Genomic DNA, 24,137 nt, shown 5'->3' with positions numbered 1-24,137 from the left:
AGTTTATGGCTGGAAAGTCATACCACTTAGATAGTTTGAAAAATAACGAAGTTTACTTCTCTAATATTGAACAGTTAAACGATCCGTATGAAGGACTGTTGCACTACAGCAAACAAGGCATAACTCAATCACAGCGGATGGCTGCACTCACCCATAAACTTAATGAAGACCATAATGACCTGAAAAAGGCGCGACGAGAAGCAGAGTCAATTTTTAAACGTATGACTACCGCCCAGTTTGAGCAGCATATCGACCGACTTTGTAAAGAACAATTCGATAGGTTTCTGGCTTACCATAGAGAGAACCGCTTCATTCTTTCTTTGTCGAGAGCTTATGACACCGATGATGTTTTTCCTCCGCCATTAACGAACATGATGATGTGGGGGCACTACGCAGATGGTATGAGAGGACTATGTATAGAGTACGATTTTGAAAAGCTAAGAAGTAGCATTAACTCTATAAATAATGTCAAAGTGACGTCACGAACCATTGACTATAGTGAAACTAGCTTACCAGTAGTGAGGGCGACAACGATGCTAGACGACATGGCCATGCGACATCATGGTACTTCTCGGGAGGTTCTCAATGCATTTTGTACAAAAAATGTAGCGTGGGATTATGAGAATGAAGTGCGCCTAATTAGCCCGATTCATGAACATAATAAGTTCGCTGAAAACGCAATACGGCGAGTTTTCGTCTCGGCAAATAATGAGAAGTTAGTTCGCAAGGTTAAAGAGATACTGTCTAGTAAATCTCACAAGCCCGACCTCTACCAAGTAGCAACACACAAAAGAGAGTACAAGTTCGGCTTTAGCAAACTAGAGTATTAACTCCAGAGTACTTGATAGGTCCAAAGTCGCATAGCTATTCAATACTAGGATTACTGAAGCCTATCGTGATAACGGTAAAGGGGGTCGGCAAAACAGGCAATCTATTGGGGGCGAAAGTTAGTTAGAAGCCAACAACGATCACCCAGTCCCTCTGGGCTGCGACGAGTAGCGCAAGGTGAATGCGGACCAGTGCGAAATCCTGTCTGAGCGAAGCGAGTTATTTCGCGCCCGCAGGCACCGAGCAACGCAGTAAGCAAGCAGCCCCGAGGTTGCCTTTCTCTTTGCTTACTTTCTCTTTGGCAACGCAAAGAGAAAGTAAGTCGCCGTCAGGGCGAAACCCACCCTATCAACAAAAAATACAGCCAATTAAATACACAAGCCCAAACAACAAGCACAAAAAAACGGCCCACACAGGCCGTTTTTAAACAGTCAAAAGAAACGAACTAAGCCGTCCCCCCCACTGTAATCTCCTCAAGCTTAAGACTAGGCTGCCCCACCCCAACAGGTACGCTTTGCCCGTCCTTACCACATACCCCAACACCGTGGTCCAGACGCAGGTCATTACCCACCATCGACACCTGTTGCATGGCTTCAGGCCCGTTACCGATCAGGGTTGCCCCCTTCAAAGGCGCGCCCAGCTTACCGTCTTCAATCAGGTAGGCCTCAGAGGCTGAGAACACAAACTTACCGGAGGTGATATCCACCTGACCGCCGCCGAAGTTTGGCGCGTAGATTCCGCGTTTCACCGAGGCGATCAGCTCTTCTGGCTCGCTCTCACCGGCCAGCATATAGGTGTTAGTCATACGCGGCAGCGGCAAGTGGGCGTAAGATTCGCGGCGACCGTTACCGGTTGACTGAGTGCCCATCAGGCGAGCATTGTGCTTGTCTTGCATGTAGCCTTTGAGCACGCCATTCTCGATCAGCACATTGTACTGACCGGGGGTGCCTTCATCGTCCATGCTCACCGAGCCACGGCGATTAGCCAGGGTGCCGTCATCGACGATGGTACACAGTGGCGAGGCCACTTGCTGGCCCATCTTGCCGCTAAAGGCCGACGAACCCTTGCGGTTGAAATCCCCTTCCAGTCCATGGCCCACCGCTTCGTGCAGCAATACGCCCGGCCAACCGGCACCGAGTACCACTGGCATTAGGCCCGCTGGCGCATCGATGGCTTCGAGGTTTACTAAGGCCTGACGCACCGCTTCTTTCACAAAGTTCATGGCGCGCTCTTGTCCGTCGATCTCTTCGAAGAAGTAGCTGTAATCGGTACGACCACCGCCACCGGCTGAACCGCGTTCACGGCGGCCATTGCGCTCGGCGAGCACGCTACAGTTGAAGCGCACCAAGGGGCGGATATCGGCGTTCAGGGTGCCATCGCTGGCGGCGACCAGCACTTCTTCGTACACCCCGCTGATGCTCACAATCACCTGGGTAATCGCTGGGTCGAGGCTGCGCGCGTAGGCATCGGCGCGTTCCAGTAGGGCGATCTTTTGCTGGTTTTCGAGGCTGACCAGCGGGTCATCGGCGCGGTAGCAGTTGTTGATTGCTTGGCGCTTTAGCGCTTGTGGGGTAGCGCCAACACCGGGCTTAGCGATACCACGCGCGGCCCGGCAGGTTTGCAGCAAGGCTTGTTGATTGATGTCGTCGGAGTAGGCAAAGCCGGTTTGCTCACCGCTGATGGCGCGCACCCCAACACCTTGCTCGATGTTGTAGCTGCCTTCTTTGACAATGCCATCCTCAAGCACCCAGGATTCGTGGCGGCTATGCTGGAAAAACAGGTCGGCATAGTCCACATGGTGCTTTGCCACCTCTCCCAGAGCCTTGGCCAGCTCAGCCTCTCCAATATCTCCAGGAGCCAATAGCGACTGACTGACGCGATCGAATGACATAGTACTTAATCTCTCCGTAGCGGTTTGAGCAGAGCGTGCTGTTTAAGCGGCATGCTCTGACGAACGTCTGTAATTAGTTCAGGATTAAATTCGCTGCTGGCGACACCCGGGCCCTGCTCCTGAATCGCCAGGCGCCGACCCCATGGGTCGACAATCATGGAATGTCCCCAGGTTTGGCGGCCACCGACATGAACGCCGCCTTGATTGGCAGCCACCAGATAACACTGATTCTCGATGGCCCGAGCGCTGAGCAGGCTGTGCCAATGCGCAGCGCCGGTGTGTGCGGTAAACGCAGCCGGAACAACAACCATATCACAGCCCTGCTCGGCGAGCAGCTGATAAAGGCGGGGGAAACGCAGATCGAAACAGATACTCAGCCCAACCCGATAGTCGCCAGCTTGGAAGCTGACAATCCGCTCGCCGGGGACAAAACTGTCTGACTCGCGGTAGCTGCGTTGGTTATCGGCAATATCTACATCGAACAGGTGCAGCTTGTGGTAGTGGGCCAGTTGCTCACCGCTGGGCGAGTAGGCCAAACAGCTGGTATAGCAGCGTTGCTCGCCGTCGCAGCGGATCGGAAAGCTGCCGGCGATAAGATAGATGGCATGCTGGCGGGCCAGCGCTGCAAGCCATTCTTGCACCGGGCCATCGCCTAAGGTTTCAGCTAACTGCCAATAGGCAGATTGCTTGGCCATCAGAGCGAAGTTTTCCGGTAGTAGCACCAGATCGCCCGCTTGGGGGGCGGCCTCGGCAATCAGCGCACTGGCTTGCGCTAGGTTTGCGGCGACATCATCCGTGGATACCATCTGGATCGCATGTAAGCGCATTATTGCTCAGGCCCTTGGCGAAACTCGGTTGGCACTTCAATCTCCCGCTGTACCCGTTCTAGTTCGATAAGTTCAGGTTCGCTGATATTGCCGGTAAGTGCAAAGTCAATCTGGGTCACCACTTCCACCATCGGTTCAAACAGCTTTTGCAGAGCCAGTACCGCCACACCGGTCGCCGGGGTCACCAAGAAGGCGGTAAGCACCGGAAGGCTGGAAGTAAACTTAGGTGCAAAGCTAATTCGGTAGTCGAGTGAGCCCGAGGGCAGGTCAACGGTGCCGCGACCACGCATGGCGCCGGCTACACCGTCGAGGAAGAAGTCATCGTTGCTCATCAGGCCATCCTCGAACTGCATGGTGGCACTTATCGAGTCGTAGTGCATGCCCTTATCGAAAACATCACGGAAGTCGAGCTTGAGGCGACGCTGCACCGTATCGAGACTGGCCAGCGAGAACAAACGTGCGCCCTTATCGCTGACCTCAGTAAGCACCCCTTCACCGCCCACATACTCAACTTGGCCATTAAGGCTAGCCACATCGGGGCTATACAGCGGCCCCTGCCAGTTAAGGGTAAAGCCGGTGCGCGAAGGCGTATCCATAATCGGGCTGGCATAGCCTAAGTCGCGCAGCATATGCTCGCTGGAGCCGGAGTTGACGATACCGACTAGTTCGCTGCGCTGAGCGCCGTTCTCAGCAAACCAGTTTACGTCGGCAGAGAGTTGAGTATGCCCCCAGTTGATACGTAGCTTGCCGTTATCTAAGCGATCGCCCTCAATCGGCAGATCCAGGCTCATATCCCCTAAGTAGAAGTGGCTCACCTGACACTTGTTGCAGGTGAGCGACAAGGGTGGCAAGCGCCAGTCGTCGCGTTTGCTCTTAACCACTTGCTCTGACGGCTCAGCGCTTCCCTGCCCGGTCAACGGGCTAAAGCTCAAGTCTGGTAGATTCGCCTCTTCGATCAATACCCGCACCCGCTGGTCGTACGCGTCAGCTTCAGGGATGGCGATGCTGGCCACTAACTCATCGGCCTCTACCCGCCACTGGGTCAAACTGCGCGGCAAATAACCAAAGTTGAGCTGGGTGAGTTGCTGCCCATAGAGCTGGGCTCGGTCCACCTCGCCATGGACAAACTGCAGCTTAGGCATGCCCAACTGCACATTCTGATACTGGGCAGGCTCTGCAGGTTTAGGCTGCGGTCGCTGCTTCAGCCAAGTTATCCACGACGATAGATCCAGCTCTGGGTAGGCAAAACTAAGCCCCAAGCCCTCGCCCTGCCAGTTGCGGGCACTCCCGGCACCAGCGTGCAGCACGATCTGCTCAAGCACTAAGCCTTGGTCGGCACTGGTGAAGCGGCTACGCCCGGTGAGTCGCTCGGAGATCTCTAAATCCAGCGCACCACCGTCCTGATCGCCACTGAGCGAAATCACCGTAGGCCATGCTTGCTCGCCTGTTTTACTCAAGGGCTCCGGCATCGCCAAACTCACCCCGCGCAGGTCGCTGCTGAGGTTGGCTTGGTAACTAAAGCCTTCCTCGAGAAGGCTTAGCTGTAGGTCGCCACGCCAGCCTAGCTGTCCTTGGGTAACGGGCGCTAATGGCAGGTTGAAAGCTCGTTCGGTGAGCGATAATGGCCAGCGACCATTGAGCCCCAGCTCCAATTGATATGTACCCTGCTCATCAATGCCCGAGTTCAGCTCCAGGGCTAACGGCAACTGGCGCCAGCGCATTCTAAGCCCACTGCTGGAGAGTTGGTCGTTATTAAAATACAGCCGCCCGGATAGCCCTTCGACCTGCATGCCCACCGGCTTAACTTCAAGGCGGTTGTTAACAAAATCGACATGCCCGGCAGCAGTAACCGGATCGCCATTTAACGGAATACTTAAGCTCAGCGCGCCGCTTACCTTATTACCCGTTACAGGTAGCTGCTGCATGCTCTCGCGAAGCGCCTTAACCGGGGTGGTCAGCAGATAGGCGGTCACCGCATCGGCGCGCCCTTCCAGCTGGCTGTTGATCTGTAGCATTTGGTCTTGGAAGCGCGGAATACTGGCCACCAAGCGCTTGGCACTCACATCGCCAAGCTGAGTCTGACGGCTTTCCATAAACAGGCCATCATTTTGGAACAACAGGTCGAGCTGCAGGTCTTCCAGCGCCGGCCAGTCTTCCCCAAACTCAAAGCGCGCTTTAGTAAGTGGAACAAAAGCTTGGAACATGCCGTCGTTAGCATCATAGGGGAAGGCTTGCAGCTTACCGAACCACAGTACCTGGGCTTTATCGGCTTGGCCCGCCTGCAGGGCGCGCGCAAGATAGCTATACACCCCATCGGGCATCACATCCGGATAGTAGTGATGGGCTCTGCCCGCATCCAACACGTCGACTTCCGCCGACAGCGATAGTAATGGCAAGCTTTGCTGGCCGTGCCAATCCAACAGCCACTTGGCTTTCACCTGTGCATCTTGGGTGTGCAGCAAGGTGTCGCGGCTACTGACTTTGAGCGGGCCGTGGGAGAAATCGAGATCGATGAGGGCATCGAGCTGCTCCACTGGCCAAGCATCTTGGAACTGAATCGGAACATGGATCTCACCGCCTAGCTGATGCAAGGCCAACTTAGCCCGATACTGATCGCCGTGTAACTGAGCATCCAAGCCCTGAACGGTGGGGATGGCGCCAACGCCTTGGGTGCGAACACCATCGGCAACCAGCTGGTAGCTGAGCTCACCGCTGTGCGCCCGCCAGTCAACCTCGAGTTGTGACAAGGTACCGGCGGTGACAATGTTTTGCCAGGCAAGCGGCGGCGTATAGGAGGTAAAGAGCCCGGCGAGCGGCGCCCAATCGGGCAGCGACAAATCACTCAAGCTGGCCGAGATCTCTCCATGGCGGCCACTCATGGTGGCATTCAGGTTAAAGTCGTTGATCGCCCGGCCCTGCGCGCGCACGGTCCACGGCAGCTTATCAAGCTGCCAGTAGCCCTGTTGATAGCGCGCCACTAGCAGGCCCTGCTCGATCTCCAAGCCTTGTTGCTCAGGGTCTTCCCAGCGAATGGCGCTAGGTCGCCACTGCCACGTCACCTGCGGCACCTGCTCTGGTCCAAAGCTGGCCCAAGCCTCAAAACTGAGGTCGCTGCTTAGGCGCTTCTTAGCAAGTTGCGGCAGCCATTGTTGAAAGAAATTAAGGTTAAGCTCATCTGCATCTAGGTAGATCTGCCCCTGCATCGACGCCCAGTCGCGGTGGTTACCATTGAGATCGATGCGAAAGCCAAGGTCGCCGTTTTGCTCATCCCCGGGCACCAGCAAGCGACCATCGCCTTGGTGCAGATCATCGTCGTTGCGCCAGCTCAGATAGTCGACATACAAGGTGTGCTGATCATTGGGCAGCTGTAGGTTGACGATGCTGTTGGTCAGCTTGAACTGAGCCATGCGGTTGAGGAACACATCTGACAGCAAGCGTTGCGTATTGGCCGGGTTGGAACCACCAGCACCCGAGAATTGACCAATCGGCAGCCGAACGTCGCTGCCGTTGAGGATCACTTGGCTAAGGACCAGCTCGCGGTGTTCAATGGTCTCGAACAGGTCAATCTGCAGCAGTACTTCAGCCACATCAAAGCGGTAATCTTGCTGCTCGCCCAGCTCAATCGACACATTCTCCAGCACCAGCGTCGGCCGGAACTGGCTGATACGGCCATTTAGCTGGCCAACATTCAGCTGAACGTTGATATCTTTGGTGAGCCAGTCAACCAAGCCTTGCTTATAGTTGCTGGCGAGGTAGAACGCCCCACGGACGCCGCTGAGCAGCAGCGCGACCACCACCAGCATGGTGACGATCAGCAGCCAGCAGCGGCGGCCCCAAATTGCGAAGTGCCTTCCCATAAACTACATCAGCACCACATCGAATTTTTCCTGGCTGTACATGGGCTCAGCTTGCACCTGTACCTGCTTGCCCATAAATACTTCCAGCTCGGCAAGGCTATGCGATTCATCGTCGTTCAGCATCTCCGCCACGTGGGTTGAGGCGTAGACGATAAACTTATCCGCGTCGTAGGCACGGTTCACCCGGAGCACTTCACGCAGCACCTCGAAGCAGACGGTTTCCACGGTTTTCACCGAGCCGCGTCCCTTACAACTTGGGCACTCTCCACACAGGATATGTTCGATGCTCTCGCGGGTACGCTTGCGGGTCATCTCCACCAGCCCAAGCTGAGAGAAACCACTCACGTTGGTCTTGGCGCGATCTTTTTCCAGCGCCGCCTCGAGGCTGTGCAATACCCGGCGTTGGTGTTCTTGATCGTTCATATCGATAAAGTCGATGATGATAATGCCGCCAAGGTTGCGCAGACGCAGTTGGCGGGCGATCGCCTGGGTCGCCTCGATATTGGTGTTGAAGATGGTCTCTTCCAGGTTACGGTGGCCAACAAAGGCACCGGTGTTGATATCGATGGTGGTCATCGCTTCGGTCTGGTCGATGATCAGATAGCCGCCTGATTTGAGCTCCACCCGCCGGCTGAGCGCCCGCTGGATCTCGTTCTCCACGTCAAACAGGTCAAAGATGGGTTGCTCTCCAGAGTAATAATCGAGGATCTCAGTAAACTCTGGCACAAATTCTGACGAAAAGTTCACCAGCTCTTCGTAGGTAATTCGCGAATCGACCCGGATGCGGTCCAAACGAGTACCCACAAAATCGCGGATCACCCGTAGCGACAGGCTAAGCTCCGAGTACAAACAAGTGCGGCTCGGCTGGGTCTCTTTGCGTTGCAGCACCTTACGCCACACCCGCTTTAAAAACGCCGCATCCTGCGATAGCTCTTGGTCACCCACCCCTTCGGCGGCGGTGCGAATAATAAAGCCGCCTAGCTCGTCGACATAGTCACCACTGATGCCTTTGAGGCGCTCGCGCTCCTCTTCGCTGTCGATGCGCTGGCTGACCCCAACATGGGCGCTGCCCGGCATAAACACCAGATAACGGGACGGCAGGGTGATATCGGTGGTGAGGCGCGCACCTTTAGTGCCAAGGGGGTCTTTCACCACCTGCACCATAATGTCTTGGCCTTGGCGCACCAGCTCGGCAATGTTGCCAGCCTGGAAGTGTTCTTGTTCGGTGACATCAACGCACTCGGTGTGCGGCACGATATCAGAGGCATGCAGGAAGGCGGCTTTTTCTAGGCCGATATCCACAAATGCGGCCTGCATCCCCGGCAATACCCGGCTGACGCGACCTTTGTAAATATTGCCCACGATGCCACGGCGGGCGTCGCGTTCTACGTGAACTTCCTGAAGAATGCCATTTTCGATGAGAGCGACCCGGGTTTCAGCCGGCGTCATATTGATTAACAGTTCTGTAGACATAGCAACCTTAAGACTTAAGCGTGGAGCTTAGTAACTGCTGGGTTTCTACCAAGGGCAAGCCAACGACAGCACTGTAACTACCCACGATACGTTCCACAAAGTTACCACCGAGCCCTTGAATGCCGTAGCTGCCGGCCTTGTCTTGGGGCTCACCACTGTGCCAGTAGTCGGCAATCATGGTTGGTGTCAGTGTAGTGAACTGCACCTCGGTGGTGACCACCTTTGCATAACAGTGGCCGCGGTAACAAAGAGCAATCGCGGTCATCACGCGATGAATGCGGCCAGAGAGCAGCTCCAGCATAGCAACTGCCTGCTGTTGATGCTGTGGTTTACCTAACACCTTTCCATCTATCTCGACAATGGTGTCGGAGCCCAGCACCCCGGTATCGGCAGGCCAGTCGTGGGCAACCGCCGCGGCTTTTTCGCGAGCTAAGCGCTCCACCAGCGCCGCAGGCGCTTCACCGGGGAGCATGGATTCGTCGATATCGGCACTTTGCTGGACAAATTCCCAGCCCAATTGACGCAAAAGCTCCACCCTGCGAGGTGAAGCCGATGCCAGTACCAGTTGTGGAGCCGTGCAGTAGCTCATGTGACCTTCCATTGGCGCCGCAGTTTGCGCAGCAACAAGAATACCCATGGCCATACCACCACCGAGGTGATGATCGAGTGGAAGTAGTTCTCGGGCATATGCACCACATTCACCAGATACTCGGCCCAGAACACCACCAGCTTGGACACCGCGGCCAGCAGTCCGATAACCATCGCTTGTTGCCACACCGAGAAGTTACGTAAACGGGTGAAGTTAGACGCCGCCAGATAGACCACGATCGACATCGCCAAGGCGCGCACACCAAGCGTGGAGCCGAGCAGCAAATCAAGAATAAGGCCTACTGTGAAAGCAACACCCACGTTGACGCGGTGCGGCAGCGCAATGGTCCAATAGACCAGACACAGCAACAGCCAATCCGGGCGATAGGCATCAACTCCCAGTGGTAGGGGAATAATGGTCAACAGTAGCGCGATAAACAGCGATGCCGAGACAACGCTACGCGAGTTGGCTATCTTCATTGTCGGGAACTCTCCGGCCAAACCAGCAGCAGGTAGCGCAAGCGCTCCAGCGCCACTACCGGCTGAGCCTGTACATCGGCGTAGGGCTTACCTTCTTGGTATTCGTAGAAGGTGATAGTGGCCACCGGATACCCTTCCGGGAAGCGCCCGCCTAGACCAGAGGTGACCAGCAAATCGCCTTCCTGAATATCGGTGCTGCGCGGCAGATGAGGGATGTCGAGGCGGTTCAGCTCACCGCTGCCATGGGCGATCGCGCGAATGTCGTTTCTCAATACGCGAACCGGCACGCCATGGCTGGCATCGCTGATCAGCAGCACGCGACTGGTGGTACTGCCCACCGAATGTACCTGACCGACCACACCGAGGTCATTAATCACCGGCTGGCCTTCATACACCCCATCCAGCGAACCCTTATCAATAACCACTTGATGGCTAAACGGGTCCGAGTCGACCGCCATGATCTCGGCAACCATCTTGCGGTTATCGCGACGCAGCGGCGAGCCGAGTAAGGCACGCAGCCGCTCATTCTCTTTAGTCAGGCTCTCCATGGTGAGCTGCTCAGCGCGACTAAGCAGTTCTCGTTGGCGTAGCGCCGCCACTTGCTGCTGCAGTTGAGAGCGAGTCATCACCTGATCGGACATGCTGTCCATCATCTGACGGGGCATATTGGCCAAGTACTGTAGGGGGCTTACCGCGGAATGGAGATACAGGCGTACCTTGGCAAAGGCGCCAACGTTCGCATCAGTTAAGATAAGACAGATTGAGACCACCACAGCCAACAACAAACGCAGTTGTAGCGATGGGCCGGGACCAAATATCGGTTTCATTGCTTAATACTATAAAGGGCCTTGCGGCCCTTTGTCGCTGTTAACAGCGGATTATTCTTCTTGGAACAGGTCGCCGCCGTGCATATCGATCATTTCGATAGCTTTACCGCCGCCACGGGCCACACAGGTAAGTGGGTCGTCGGCCACCACAACCGGAATACCGGTTTCTTCCATCAACAGGCGATCCAGGTCTTTAAGCAAGCCGCCACCACCGGTTAGCACCATGCCGCGCTCAGAGATATCTGAGGCCAGCTCTGGTGGGCTTTGCTCAAGGGCAACCATAACTGCGCTAACGATGCCAGATAGCGGCTCTTGCAGCGCTTCAAGGATCTCGTTGCTGTTCAGGGTGAAGCTTCTTGGTACACCTTCTGCCAAGTTACGGCCGCGTACTTCGATCTCTTTCACTTCATCGCCCGGGTAGGCAGAGCCGATCACGTGCTTGATGCGCTCGGCGGTCGCTTCACCGATCAAGCTGCCGTAGTTACGACGTACGTAGTTGATGATCGCTTCATCGAACTTGTCACCACCGATACGTACGGAAGACGAGTACACCACGCCGTTCAACGAGATAATCGCAACCTCGGTAGTACCACCACCGATATCGACCACCATCGAACCGGTCGCTTCAGATACTGGCAGGCCAGCACCGATGGCAGCCGCCATTGGCTCGTCGATTAGGTACACCTCACGGGCGCCAGCACCCAAGGCAGATTCACGGATAGCACGGCGCTCAACTTGGGTAGAACCACAAGGTACACAGACCAATACACGTGGGCTTGGGCGTAGGAAGTTATTGTCATGCACTTGCTTGATAAAGTGCTGCAGCATCTTTTCGGTGACGTAGAAATCGGCGATAACACCGTCTTTCATCGGGCGGATCGCCAGGATATTACCTGGGGTACGGCCAAGCATCTGCTTTGCTGCATGACCCACTGCAGCAACGCTTTTCGGGCTGCCTGAGCGCTCCTGACGGATGGCGACTACAGAGGGTTCATTAAGTACGATGCCTTGATCTTTCACGTAGATGAGGGTGTTAGCTGTCCCTAGGTCGATAGATAAATCGTTAGAAAACAGGCCTCTTAGCTTTTTTAACATAGCTGGGCGTTATCCTGAAAAGTATGCTTTTGAGAAACGATAAAATTTGGCCTCACTTTACCAACCGGACACGGCCAGAGCAAGCCACAACTGGCCTCAAGCACTGAATAGCGTGAGCTAATCCCCATGCCGGGTCGGAATGTTTCCTGATATGCCAAAATGTTTATTTTATGTTTTGGTTAGCGCACTTAGCATACAGTGCGCAATATCCACAGCAGTGCGGCGCTTTTACTGGCAGTAGCCACTTACTTACCCACTGTTTGTGCCGATTAGAGCGAACGGCGGAAAATCACCCGATCGTTTTGCCGGAACCAGCCAAAACTGACCTCGCCACGGCCTGCCCGGTCATCGTCGCTGCTATGAGCACCATCGCCATTCCAGTCATCGCGCAGCCATAGCAAGCTGGGCACAGTGGGGTCAAAATCATGATCGTACCAATAGCAGACCTGGCCAGTTTCCATCTGGTTACCGGGGTCAAAACGCTGTTGCAGTAGGCCGTTTTGCGAGGAGCCAAACTCCTGGGTCATGGGAAACAGTGCCGCCTCCCCCGCTGTGCAGTTATCACTTTGCCAGTAGTTGGCCAGTGGCACAGTGCAGCCATTGTCGTCGCTATTTAGCACAAACTGGCCGTTATCATCGACATACTGCAGCTGAGGCTGCACCCGAATGCTCTCTAGCTCACTGCCGAAGGAGTTGGGCGAGAAGATCCGGCCATGGCGCAACTGCGGCATGGTGCCCAAGTCGCACCAGCCATTCCCATGGCACTTAAAGTTACCGTCAACTGATCGCAAGATGCTGCCATCCAAGCCTTGATAGTAGATCTGAATAATCTCGTCATTGGTGGGGACTTCTGCGGTAAGCGACTTGGTGATACCACTGGCCAAGCCGATATTGGTAGTGCTGTCTCTTGGTGGGTAGTTGATCGCGCCCTCATCCCAAGCGCTCGCATCGGCGGCTTCGGGCGTGGCTACCCATAAGCGATTATCCACGCTTGCCGTTTTGGCTCGCCAGCTCTGGCCCACGCTGCCTACGTTATATAACTGTTGGTCGTAGTTTGAGACCAAGACGCCCGACACATTGCGCGCTTCAATCTTCCAGGCGAGATGTTGTGCATCGCCGCCAGTGGCACCAGTGTAAGTAAAACCTCCAATACCACAGCCGGGGTTCACGGGAGCCAGCGAGGTAGTAGTATGAGGCAACAGTTCGTAGTAAGCCGGGTAGAAGCGCCCTACGCTTTGCTCCGCCCGTAATAGAAGCCCCAGATTATCCGTGTTTGCGGCGCTAACATCCCAACCGAGATATTGCTCAATCTCACCGCTTAGGACGATGGAGCCAACTTCACTCCACGATAGCGAGGCAAAATTATAGCCCCCAAGCGACCAACTCTGCTCCTCATTACCCTCAAAGCTACCTGTAGCTCCCCCTAAAGACTCAGCCGGGGTCTCCAACGAATGAGAGATAACGGCAGAGTTATCTGGAACAAAATTGTGTGCCTGACAGTTGATGTTAGAAACGTCTGCACAATCAGCTACCAGAGCCTGTAAACGACCAGAAAACGTTGCACCAGCAGCAACGAACCCACTACCACCTGTTGCTGTACCCTCAGGGTTTGCCCCGCCGGAACCATTCTCAACGTTTGTCCAAACCAAAGCGGCGGGCAAAACATCGGCATCATTACTGCCGCGCAGAGTAACCGTGGCATCATCGACGATACTACCGGCCTCATCCCAATAGTTGATGGCAAGCCTTCCGGCATCGTTATAATTCAGGGCGATGGGGTCGCTTTCTCCGTCGCTAAAACTCACCGCCAGCGTGGTGCGCGCCGCTTCACTGGCACCCACTGCATTACCTTCCACACTAAGCTGGCGAGTGCCGCTACTCGGCTGCACGTAGTCGCTCCAAAACGCGATGTTTTTACTGCCGGCATAATCAGTGAGAGGGCTACAATCAGCGCCCGACTCGTCCTTGCCCACCGCAGTTAGGGTGAGGCTAAACGGCTCGTTGGCGATATGCGGGTTGGCCCCCCAACCCCGTGTGCTGGTTAGCTCCCCGCGCAATCCATAGGCCGACAGACTAACGGTGGTGCTCGCGTTTAACGCACCATCCGCCACAGTGATCTCGACATCACCCTCCAAGGCATGAAACAGCCCCAACGTCACTTCACCCTGGTCGCTGGACACAAACTGATAATTAGCATTGCCATTATCGGTTGGGGAAGCAGGAGTTAAGCTGCCATCAGCATCAATGGGGCTCCAAATTCCACGGTTGGTGTCGGTACTCAAAGATACATTGCCAAGGAAGCTTTGATCGGTCTGACCGTCGAGGGTGGCGCGAATGGTGACTTCATGAATGTCGCAACTTAAACCAAAACTGGGCGCGCTGATCTCTAACCCCGACTCGCCAACATCTTCGCTATAGCTGAACGCCATAAAGCTGAGATCTTCGTTTTGATGCTGCCTGTCCGCGTTTTGGTACTGATCTTCATCCACCACAAAGGAGAACTCTTGTGCCCCATGTAAGCAGCGTCTTACCCAGCCACCATCAGAACCTTTGCGAGACGATTTACCTGCAACCATAACAGGCTCTTCACTAAACCAACCAGACTGGTAACGATTGATAAAGGCACACTGCCGTGAAGGAGACTGCCCCGCTTGGCGATCCGTGTTACTCGCAGAGCCAAACTGGTAACGCACCGTTTGATTGCTAATCAACGCGCTTCCCGAACCAGATTCGGTCAAAAAATAGCCAACCGTTTCCTCTTGAAGCCGATTAGCCAGAGTAAATCCTGGCGCACACAAGAAACGAAGTACTGATGCGCCACTGGCATCCAATGCCACTCGAACTCCCGGACCATTGCGTTGCTCACGCGCCAGTGTGGTCAACCAGCAATTGTTGTTTCTCGATTGCATCTGAGTAAGCCAAACGTCGTAGCCGGGATCATCACTCACCGATGTGTAGCCGCTGCCTCGCAATCCTTGCGCGTTATCAACAGCAACACTGCCAGCCAAAACCCGCCGCCCATCACTGAGGGTAAACTCGCCTTGATTGATGGCGATCCAGTCAACACTGGGGATATTTTGCGAGGGAGTATCGTTACCCGGCGGCTCCTGACGCGCCCAAGAAAAACCACTGCTGGTCACACTGGTCAATATGGCTGCCACAGGCCCATCGTTATCGGGGTCATTCTCATCGATAGGCGTCATAATAAAAACCAAGGGAGGCTCACTATATACCTGCTCAAAGGTGACTGTTGCGCCATTGCTGTTCTGGGAAGCGATAGCAGAGCGACCAAACTGCAGGTTCATTGGCTCTTGATTGCTGGCTCCACACAACGGGTAAAACTCTAAGCTTGTCGCGTCTCCACTCCCTCGAATAACAGACTCGTTGTCCATTATGACTCTGCTATTAGCTGCGTGTAATCCACCTTCTATCTCAGCACGATAGTTTAACTGCGCTTGACCTCTCGCATACCCGTAAACGCTCGCTTGAACTTCGTTGGCCAGGGTTATGTTGGTTCCGGTATAGATAAGCAACTGCTCAGGCGCACCACCATTTGCGGCATCTTGATTGAGTCTAGATTGGTAATTAGCTTGGAATTGGCCACCAATAAAGATCCTAACGACACCGGAGCCTTGGACAATGAGTTGGGTTTCGTTTTGCAAGATGAAATCATTTTGTACCCAGTAGGTTCCCGGAGCCATCCGCAACACCCCTTGATAACCTAATGAGAGGCTACGCAAAAAATATTCGGTCTCGGAACTACCGCCGGGGTTGGCGGCAAAGGTAATATCTACGCGGGTGTTGCTGGCATTGATGTCTCTAAATGTATCGGTGTCATAGGAGCTATTGGTCGTACCGTTTCCCAACACAACGGTTTCTTGGTAGCCTGGGCGTACATTGCTCCCCCCGCCTTGGGTTTTTATCGAGACATTGTCACCGGGCTGACTCGGCCCAGTTGCACGACACTCCATACCCACATCGGGACAGCTGTCGCCATCATTACCAACTTGGTTGATTTGGCTAAACGCCATCTCACCAGCGTCAGAGCCATATACCTTCGCCAACCAGTTTATATCAAGGATCCCACTAGGGTGGGAGGACGAAGCAGGAGTAGGAAATACGTCTAGGCACTCGACTGCGGCAACTCGCCATGTAGGAACGAATAGCAGAAATAGTAAAGCTTTAAAACGAATTAAACGTGCCACACGAAACATCACAACAATATCAACAACACCTAAACACTAGCCGCTAATACTATGTAATGTAAGTACTTGGTACTACAAAAATCATGTAGCTGTTTTTGTGCAACCGCATGGAAAAAGGGAGTTTGGGCGCAATACCAACAATAACGAGCTACTTTATCGGCAGTCGCTGAATACTCACCCTTTATTTGAATCCGCTCAGAGTGAGCGCCGGAAGATCACCCGATCGTTTTGCCGGAACCAGCCAAAGCTGACTTCGCCAGTTGCAGGACTCAGCCAAGGAAACACTGCATTGTTAATCGTATAGGTACACTGGCCAGTCTTATCTGCATCAACAGGCCCCTGCGGTACAGCAAACAGCAAACTCCAGATACCTTTATCCGCTGTTGCGCGTTCAATGGAAAGGATGGAACTCACCCCGTCAACAGGGAGGACGCAAACTAACGGAGCCCCATCTTGCGATGGCGCAACCATAAGGTCACTAGAACTGATTTCACTGCAGGTGTCTTGGGAGTTCTGTTGGTACCTGCCACCAACGAAGTACTGCAGTTCGGGTTGCACAAGTATGCTTTGCAGCTCACTGCCAAACGAATTGGGAGCATAGATCTGCCCGTGACGAAGCTCCGGCATGAGATCGAGCTCACACATACCCAAACCATCACACACAAAGCCAGTACTGCTGTCGTCGATCTTAGCCTGAGAGCGCAACACGCTGCCATCTGGTCCAATAAAGGTGTGCTGTATTACAGCATCTAATATGGGCTCTTCTTCGTCAGTTTGATTTTTAGTAATACCACTTTCTAGACCGCGAACAGCACCAGACGGCGGATACTCAATCACACCTTCCTGCCAATTAATAGCATAGCCATCGGTATCATTCTCTGCACTGGTGGCATCATCCACCCAGAACCGAGCGCTCAAGCTAGTCGAAGATACGCTCCAGTTCTCGCCGATTCGCCCAACACTATAGCGACCTAGGGTGTAGTTGCTCACAACCTTACTAGCGGCATTGCGCGCTTCGATCCGCCAAGCGAGATGTTGAGCTGAATTCCCCCTCGCCCCGGTATAGGTAAAGCCCCCTAAATCACAGCCAGGGTTAACAGTTGCAAGCGATCCACTATAAGCCAGCAGCTCGTAGTAGGCCGGGTAGAAGCGCCCTACGCTTTGCTCTGCTCGTAATCGCAACCCCAGATCGTCGGAGTTGGCGCCGCCGACATCCCAACCGAGATATAGGTCAACCTCCCCGCTTAGAACGATGGAGCCAACTTCCCCCCAAGACAGCTCATCGAACGATAGCCCGCCTTTGCCCCAACTGGGGAAATTCTCTGCGATATAGACTGTACCGGAAGCGCCACCAGTCGGTGTTTCGAGGCTCATACCGATACTGGCCTCAAGGTCCGACACAAAGCTAATTGCCCAACAATCTTCGTTTGTCACAGCACTACTGCAGTTGGCAGTGATCGCCTGAAGTCGGCCAGAGAACGCCTCACCTGCTGGCACAAACTTATCCCCGGTAGTTGCGGTACCTCCGGGATTCGCATTGCCACCACTACTCTGCACACCGATCCACACCAGCGCCTCAGGCAAGATATCCGCGCTATCGCTGCCGCGCAGGGTAACCGTGGCGTCATCGACGATACTGCCCACCTCATCCCAATAGTTGATGGCAAGCCTTCCGGCATCGTTGTAGTGCAGCGCAATCGCTTCGCTCTCACCATCGCTAAAGGTCACCGCGAGTGTGACTCGGTCAGCCTCACTGGCACCGACAGCGGTATCATTCACACTGAGTAGTCGCGAGCCCGAATTAGGCGTTTGATAGTCGGTCCAAAACGCGATGTTTTTACTGCCGGCATAATTGGTAAGCGGACTACAATCCGCACCAGATTCATCTTTACCCACAGCCGTCAACGTTAAGCTAAACGGTTCGTTGGCGATGTGAGGATTGCTTCCCCAGTCTTGGGTGCTTACGAGCTCTCCCCGTAGCCCGTAAGCTGAAAGGCGTACGGTGGTGCTCGCATTTAACGCACCGTCTGCCACGGTAATTTCCACATCGCCCTCGGGAGAATGGAACAGGCCTAGCGTAACTTCCCCCTGATCACTGGCGACAAACTGATAGTTGGCACTGCCATTATCAGTTTGAGAAGCAGGGGTTAAACTACCATCAGCATCAATGGTGCTCCAAATTCCGCGATTTGTATCGGTACTCAAAACTACATTGCCGAGAAAGCTTTGGTCAGTTTGACCGTCGAGAGTGGCGCGAAGGGTGATTTCATGGATGTCACAACTTAGACCTAAGCTCGGAGCGCTAATCTCCAAGTCTGGTATCCCAACAATTTCATCCTGTTCTAAAGCGACAAATGAGAAGCCTTCGGGAATATGGTTGCGCTCAAAATCTCTATACTGGTCTTCTTCGATGACCATCGAAAATTCCGAGGCGCTATGCTGGCATCGTCGTAGCCAGCCACCGTTACCACCATTGCGAGAATTTTTCCCTGCAACCAGCAATGGCGTAGAGTTAAACAGCCCAGACGGAAAGCTATGTGTTGTTTGGCATGCGCGAGAAGGGTCGCCGGAAGCGGTGCTTGCCGTGCCGAAAAGATAAGGCACCGACTTACCATTTGCAGTTAACACACCCTGGCCAGATGTCGTTGCAAGATAGCCAATAGTTTCATCTACGACCAGCTCATCACGAAGGTATCCCCCCTCCTGACAACGCCGGCCTCCTTGATTTTCATATACCTCACTGGGGTCTACTGCCAAGCGGATCGTGTCGTTGTTGATCAATGAGGTAGCAGTAAACCAGCAATTGTTGCCACTGCGACTTTGAAGCTGATTAAGTAGCACATCCGGCCTGAAGTCCAAATCAACGTCAGTGTAACGATTTCCCCCTAAGCCCACTGCATCACGGGTGTTTATCGCCTTAGCAACGATACGTCTTCCGTCTGCCAAGGTGAAATCCCCGGGGCTTATCGCTATCCAATCCAATGCTTCGATATTCTTGGAAGGGGTGTAACTGCTACCTTCCCTCCGAGGAGGTTCTTGCCTAACCCAGTTAAACCCCGTGGTCGAAACACCGTCAAGTAATGCAGCGACCGGGCCGTCACCGTTTGGGTCACTTGCGTCAATGGGGGTCATCACAAATACAAGGGGCGTTTCCTCATAAGGCTGATCAAAGATGACTGTTGCCCCGTTGCCACTCGGCCCCGAGAAATAAGAGCGGCCATATTGTAGGTGAAGAGGTGCCCCATTATCACAGTCAGGTTGCCATAAATCATCCAACTGTGGAGCGCGGTAAGTAACATCTACATTACTCATTAGTTGGACTTGAGCCCCTACTAAACCACCTTCAATCTGAACATTGTTGCCATTAATCAGAATGTTGTCTTCAGCATAGATATATCCAGCGATACTGTTCGGATTGTTGACGTTGACGCTTCCATAAGAAGCAATCAGCAGGTTGTTAGGATCTCCCCCTTTATTCAGGTTGGCGCTACCATTTATGACTAAGTTGTTATTAACAAATATCTGCACCAAACCGGAATTCGGCAGCTCGATTTTCCCACCGCTGTTTATCGTCAAGCTATTGAGCCAATAACGACCGGTAGAAAACGTCAGTTTCGCACCACCATTCACGATCAAATCTTGCATCCGGTACGCACCACCCGAAGTCGTAAACTCAAGCTTCGCGCCGCTATTGAGAATCACATTTTGATACTCGCCCTGAGCTAACGTCGCTGAACCACCACTATTGATAACATGACTCTCATTACTAGAGCTACGACACTGGGAAAAATCAGGTAATGCGAGGGAAGCTATCACCTGGTCACGCTTACTACACCAGACATCACCACAGCTACGTTTGTGACTGGGAATCCCGTTGTCATCACTGCGGTCCTGCAATCGGTAGGTGTATAAGTTATTTGAAGGGCTGTTTAATAACCTAGCTTTCGCTTCAAACTGGATCATTTTGCTGGGATCAGTAATAGCCACACCGTCAACAAACACCTGGTCAGGGCTGCTCGCCCAAGTAGATAACGCGACAAAGTAAGTAAGTAGCAAAGCGAAGCAAGGTGTTAAGTACTGCATAACTTTTCCTTCTGGCTATGTTCCGCTGCGAGCCTGAATCGCGACTATTCTCTGCACCTCAATTTCGCCACTACCACAGGATCCTGTCGCCTCGAGGTCAAAAAAGCGAGCACTTCCTATCCGGCTTATAACATGCGCATCATCTAACGGAGTCGGAGTAACAGGGCGGCACAGTACATTCACACTACAGTTTTCTGCTCCGCTAGCGGTAAAGCTTCGGTTTATGACCTGCCCATAAACACTTGGAGGGCTTTGTACTGGGCAAGCTGTATTGTCAGCAGCGCTTTGCCCCAGAGGAAAGAGGCTTGCCAAAGCTTGCTCTAGGCCAGATTGGGCGGCTAGCTCGGCCCGCAAGCCCAATACCTCCCAAGCCGTATTACGTGAGCTGTCATCGATCATCCTCAGCAGGCCAGTAGCTAACATTGCCAAAACCACAATGACAAAGATAGCGATCATCAAGGCGCTGCCTCGCTGGCGCTTAAGGCTGATTGGCCACACTAAGGTCATAATTGAACTCCATATACTCATCGGCATCGAGAAAGCTCAAGCGTACATTAATCAGGCCATTGCGAGTTAGGCTGGGGGACTCAACAATAAACTGACTGACACGCTGGGTATCGATTTGGTTGCTGATTGCTACACCATCATCGTCTAAATTGAACGAAGCAGGAGCAACACGCAGTAGTTGATTGTTGCGGATACAGTAACGCACTGGTGCACCAACAAAATAATACCGTTGTGATGGAGAGGCCGCCGGAAAGGAGCCAGCAGCACTCAGAGTTACGGTACGCAGAGCATCATCTGGGTCTCTGGGAAGATCGTCCACAGGAGCGACCGAGCTTACCGATTGCACCTTTTGACCAGAGCCGTCACACAAACTATTGGGAGCACCAGAGCCATCATCACAGATGGCCTCAGAGCTGTCCAACACATAGACTGCAATGTTGGCAGAGCTAGAGTCATCAAAGGAGCGAACAATGGTAAAACTGCTGGTGCTACTTGGGCTAATCGGCAGGTCAATATAGCTACCGCTGCTTTGAGTTGGGACAAATGTTAAACATGGCCCACCTTGCCCTGGTTGAGCACGATTTCCGGCAAGGTCGGTTACTAAGGCACTGTTCGGCAGCGCATTCACTAAGTCGCGATTAATCCGGGCAATTGCAAAGCGCGCCTCGCCTACCAGCTGCTGCTGATCGGCCCCGCGCCGAAAGATCAGCGCTCCTGAGCGAATAAAGTCAGCGGTGGCAATGGCTAACACTCCCAGTAAAACTATGGTAATAACCAATTCAACTAAGGTGAACCCTTGCTCAGAGCGTCGGAAATACCGCATCAGTAATTCCACCTCTCGAGCGAGAAAGCAAAGGTACTACCATCTGGAGCCCGTATCTTTAACAAGAGCTGCTTGGCAAGTGCACTATCAACCACCACCCCATCAATAGTTAGCTCTTCCACTGCAACCTGGTATTGGTATCCGCGGTATAAGTCAGCCAGCCCGGGTTGATTTAAGCTATCGCTTATATCAACAAAACCCGCAGTGATGTAGTCGTCTACATCGTTAAAAGCATTGCGCTCCTCTTCATCATCTCCATCTCCATCTCGCCCCCAGTTGCTTGGCTCGGTGCAAGCGGGCTGATCAACACCATTGAGCTGTTCCCCGCAGCGCCACTGGCCGCCGCCGTTATGATCGGAGTTTTCATCGAAAGACTTGCTAAAGATCTCATTCATCAGGCTGTAGCCCAACTCAGCCGCTCGCACTTGGTAGATGGGCTCAATGCTTTTGCGCGCTAGAGGAGAAAGAAAGGAGATGCTGACCACCAAGGCAATGGCCATCACCACAATGCCAATAACCAACTCAATTAGGGTAAAGCCACCTTGCCGCGCCAATGCAGAGCTAGTCCACATAGATATAGCCCCCGCTGTTAATCTTTAGCTTATAGGTCTCACTGGATGAGCTAATTGTGAGCTGACTCAGGTTGGCCAAGCCATCGCGATCAAAGATCAGCGTACCGATAGGGCTAACATTTACCCCACTGGGATAGGCGTGCTGTTCCACATTGCTTTTGATGCTGGCATCACGGCTGGCATAGGTGGTCGTAGAGCAGATACCGCCGCTGATATAACTGAGGTAGTAGTAGCTGCTCTCAATTTGCAGGCAAAACTGCTGCCCACGGTGGTTCATATTCTGGGTTTGCACCAACTGCGCGGCGCTGCGCAACTGTTCAGCAAGGCTGGCCTCGCCATAACCACTGCGGTTAAAGCGAGGCAAAACGGTAACAGCGAGCACCCCGATAATGATAATGGTGATAACCAACTCAATCAGGGTAAAACCAGATGATTTCTGCCTTCGAATTATCAGGAGATATCCAAAGTCTATTCTTTAGCAACCACCGACCTGAACCTGTATATTGGGACGGTCTCCAGGGTTTGCTGGTTCGGTGTACTGCAACTCACAAAGAGTATTTGTGGCCGGCGTATAGTTTGTTGGGCGAATCGTGGCAGGCGTACTCGCATCCGCACCATCCGCTGCGACCCAATCCCCACCCAAATCTAGCCATGCGGCAATGTTAGTGGCAAAATTAGTTTGATGAGACGGATAACCATAGACTGTATTGAAGTCCGCGGTTCCATTACCGTTCATATCAATCTGCGCAGTTGCTGCATTTTCTTGTCCTTGAATAGCAGCCTTGCTGTATACCAAGCTGCCGCCACCTACAACAGCCGCTTGCAAACCCTCTAGAGTAGAAGACCTTGCATCACTGCTTAAATTCAAAAATCTAGGCGCAGCGGTAACCGCCAGAATACCCAGAATCACGATCACAATGACCAATTCGATAAGGGTAAAACCCTGTTGTTTTTTCATTTTACTTTCCTTATTACAGCCTAGATTAGCTAGTTAACATTAGTGAGTACCTGCCCAGTTTGGGGCTGGTAGGTAAAATTATTGCCCACATCGGTGCCGCTTGGTGCGGTATAGCCGCCACCGCTTTTCACCAATGAGTTGACCTGATAGTAGGCGCAGGCTTGGATACCGTTGGGATCAGCCGCCGTAGCCACATAGTAACCGTTGTCCTGAACACCGCCGATATCGGTGCTGGCTGGGCTGGGGTTTTGGAAGATCGCCTCCCACACCTCCAGACAGCGGGTGGCATCAATCGGCAGTCCAACGTTGGCCGAGGTGGCTAAGGGGTAGCCTGCGGCAATACCATTGGCAGTATCGCCAGTGGTCAGATAGATCTGTACGGTATCGTAAATCACCACATTGCCCACCGCATCTTGCGGACGAGCTTCCGACTCCCATTGGGCCCGTACCAGTGAGACGCCGGTGGCAAAGCCACCCGCTACACCTTCCATACTGGCGATCTTGGCCTCGTCGGTGACATCCAGAAAACGTGGCAGCGCAGTGGCAGCCAAAATCCCCAGGATCACGATCACAATCACCAGCTCGATTAACGAGAATCCACCTTGTACATTGTTTCGTCGAAACGTGCTCACTGCAGCTCCTTACTCATATCGATTAATGCGAAACTGGCCATTAGTGGAATCATAGTGCAAAGCGCCACTACGAAAAACCTGATAGGCGCAGGTTTCTGCGTCAAATTCCACTTTTTTTTCAAGCTCTTGCCCAAAGAACAGCTGCCAGAGGCGATAGCAGTCACTGACATTTTCCACCTTGGGCCAGGCAAACTGATTAAGGCGAACCAAATGTTGCTCACTTTTACTTAGCTCGCCCTCTTCACTGACCGCCAGTTGAGCGAGCAATAACTCGCTACCCGGCTCTGCGGCCAATGCTTGCACCCGCAGCATGCTCATCTGACTCATCCACGCCCGCTGATACTCCTGCAGTGCCTGCAGCTCGGTCTCGCGGCCTGCGTGCAACAGCCCGCCGAGCAGGCGGGTGACCAGCACCAATGCAACCACCGAGGCTATCAGCCAAGAAAAACGGCGCCGTAAGATCTGCTCATACCACTCGCTGACCGACACCG

Annotated in this window: 16 protein-coding genes and 1 pseudogene; 1 reads left to right on the top strand and 16 read right to left on the bottom strand. The window is 53.5% G+C overall.

Features of this window, described 5'->3' with window-relative positions:
* Positions 1-5: 5 nt before the first annotated feature.
* A complete protein-coding gene (locus G461_RS0108430; protein WP_157360263.1) occupies positions 6-830 on the top strand; it encodes a DUF2971 domain-containing protein in 825 nt (274 codons plus the stop codon).
* A 443-nt stretch (positions 831-1,273) separates the two neighbouring features.
* On the opposite strand, the gene tldD is transcribed toward G461_RS0108430, so the two are convergent.
* The 16 genes and pseudogenes from tldD to G461_RS0108345 form a co-directional block, all read right to left on the bottom strand.
* A complete protein-coding gene (gene tldD / locus G461_RS0108425; protein WP_026971506.1) occupies positions 1,274-2,719 on the bottom strand; it encodes a metalloprotease TldD in 1,446 nt (481 codons plus the stop codon).
* 5 nt (positions 2,720-2,724) lie between these two features.
* On the bottom strand, positions 2,725-3,546 hold the full coding sequence (locus tag G461_RS0108420; protein WP_026971505.1) for a carbon-nitrogen hydrolase family protein: 822 nt from the start codon (positions 3,544-3,546) through the stop codon (positions 2,725-2,727).
* Positions 3,546-7,403, bottom strand: a complete 3,858-nt coding sequence (locus G461_RS0108415) for a YhdP family protein (protein ID WP_026971504.1) — start codon at positions 7,401-7,403, stop codon at positions 3,546-3,548. Before G461_RS0108415 ends, G461_RS0108420 begins: the two co-directional genes overlap by 1 nt.
* Positions 7,404-7,406: 3 nt before the next feature.
* Positions 7,407-8,876 carry a ribonuclease G gene (gene rng, locus G461_RS0108410; protein ID WP_026971503.1) on the bottom strand — a complete coding sequence of 490 codons (1,470 nt, stop codon included), beginning with the start codon at positions 8,874-8,876 and terminating at the stop codon, positions 7,407-7,409.
* Between the two features lie 7 nt (positions 8,877-8,883).
* Complete coding sequence (locus G461_RS0108405) at positions 8,884-9,465, bottom strand: Maf family protein (protein ID WP_026971502.1); 582 nt, start codon at positions 9,463-9,465, stop codon at positions 8,884-8,886.
* Complete coding sequence (gene mreD / locus G461_RS0108400; protein ID WP_026960032.1) at positions 9,462-9,944, bottom strand: rod shape-determining protein MreD; 483 nt, start codon at positions 9,942-9,944, stop codon at positions 9,462-9,464. Before mreD ends, G461_RS0108405 begins: the two co-directional genes overlap by 4 nt.
* Complete coding sequence (gene mreC, locus G461_RS23745; protein WP_084429106.1) at positions 9,941-10,771, bottom strand: rod shape-determining protein MreC; 831 nt, start codon at positions 10,769-10,771, stop codon at positions 9,941-9,943. Before mreC ends, mreD begins: the two co-directional genes overlap by 4 nt.
* A gap of 51 nt (positions 10,772-10,822) precedes the next feature.
* Positions 10,823-11,866: a rod shape-determining protein gene (locus G461_RS0108390; protein WP_026960031.1), complete on the bottom strand. Its 1,044-nt coding sequence runs from the start codon at positions 11,864-11,866 to the stop codon at positions 10,823-10,825.
* A 269-nt stretch (positions 11,867-12,135) separates the two neighbouring features.
* Positions 12,136-15,930: a DUF6701 domain-containing protein gene (locus G461_RS0108385; RefSeq protein ID WP_157360262.1), complete on the bottom strand. Its 3,795-nt coding sequence runs from the start codon at positions 15,928-15,930 to the stop codon at positions 12,136-12,138.
* 336 nt (positions 15,931-16,266) lie between these two features.
* The gene (locus G461_RS0108380; RefSeq protein WP_026971500.1) at positions 16,267-20,154 is read right to left on the bottom strand and encodes a DUF6701 domain-containing protein; all 3,888 of its coding nucleotides are present in this window, start codon (positions 20,152-20,154) and stop codon (positions 16,267-16,269) included.
* 478 nt (positions 20,155-20,632) lie between these two features.
* On the bottom strand, positions 20,633-21,484 hold the full coding sequence (locus tag G461_RS0108370) for a PulJ/GspJ family protein (protein WP_026971499.1): 852 nt from the start codon (positions 21,482-21,484) through the stop codon (positions 20,633-20,635).
* Positions 21,484-22,056, bottom strand: coding sequence for a type IV pilus modification PilV family protein (locus tag G461_RS0108365; RefSeq protein ID WP_026971498.1), 573 nt, complete (start codon positions 22,054-22,056; stop codon positions 21,484-21,486). The genes G461_RS0108370 and G461_RS0108365 overlap by 1 nt, the downstream gene beginning before the upstream one ends.
* A complete protein-coding gene (locus tag G461_RS26505; RefSeq protein WP_051333454.1) occupies positions 22,046-22,465 on the bottom strand; it encodes a type II secretion system protein in 420 nt (139 codons plus the stop codon). Before G461_RS26505 ends, G461_RS0108365 begins: the two co-directional genes overlap by 11 nt.
* Positions 22,466-22,917: 452 nt before the next feature.
* A pseudogene (locus tag G461_RS26620) lies at positions 22,918-23,014 on the bottom strand (type IV pilin protein); the annotation flags it as partial.
* Positions 23,015-23,043: 29 nt separating this feature from the next.
* A complete protein-coding gene (locus G461_RS0108350; protein WP_026971497.1) occupies positions 23,044-23,646 on the bottom strand; it encodes a type II secretion system protein in 603 nt (200 codons plus the stop codon).
* Positions 23,647-23,655: 9 nt separating this feature from the next.
* Positions 23,656-24,135, bottom strand: coding sequence for a hypothetical protein (locus tag G461_RS0108345; protein ID WP_026971496.1), 480 nt, complete (start codon positions 24,133-24,135; stop codon positions 23,656-23,658).
* Positions 24,136-24,137: the final 2 nt, after the last annotated feature.

Origin of the sequence: Aliagarivorans marinus DSM 23064 (assembly GCF_000429485.1) — a bacterium.
GTDB classification, from domain to species: Bacteria; Pseudomonadota; Gammaproteobacteria; order Enterobacterales; family Celerinatantimonadaceae; genus Aliagarivorans; species Aliagarivorans marinus.
The sequence above is the reverse complement of the archived record's forward strand: the minus strand, read 5'-3'. Positions and strand labels throughout refer to the sequence as shown.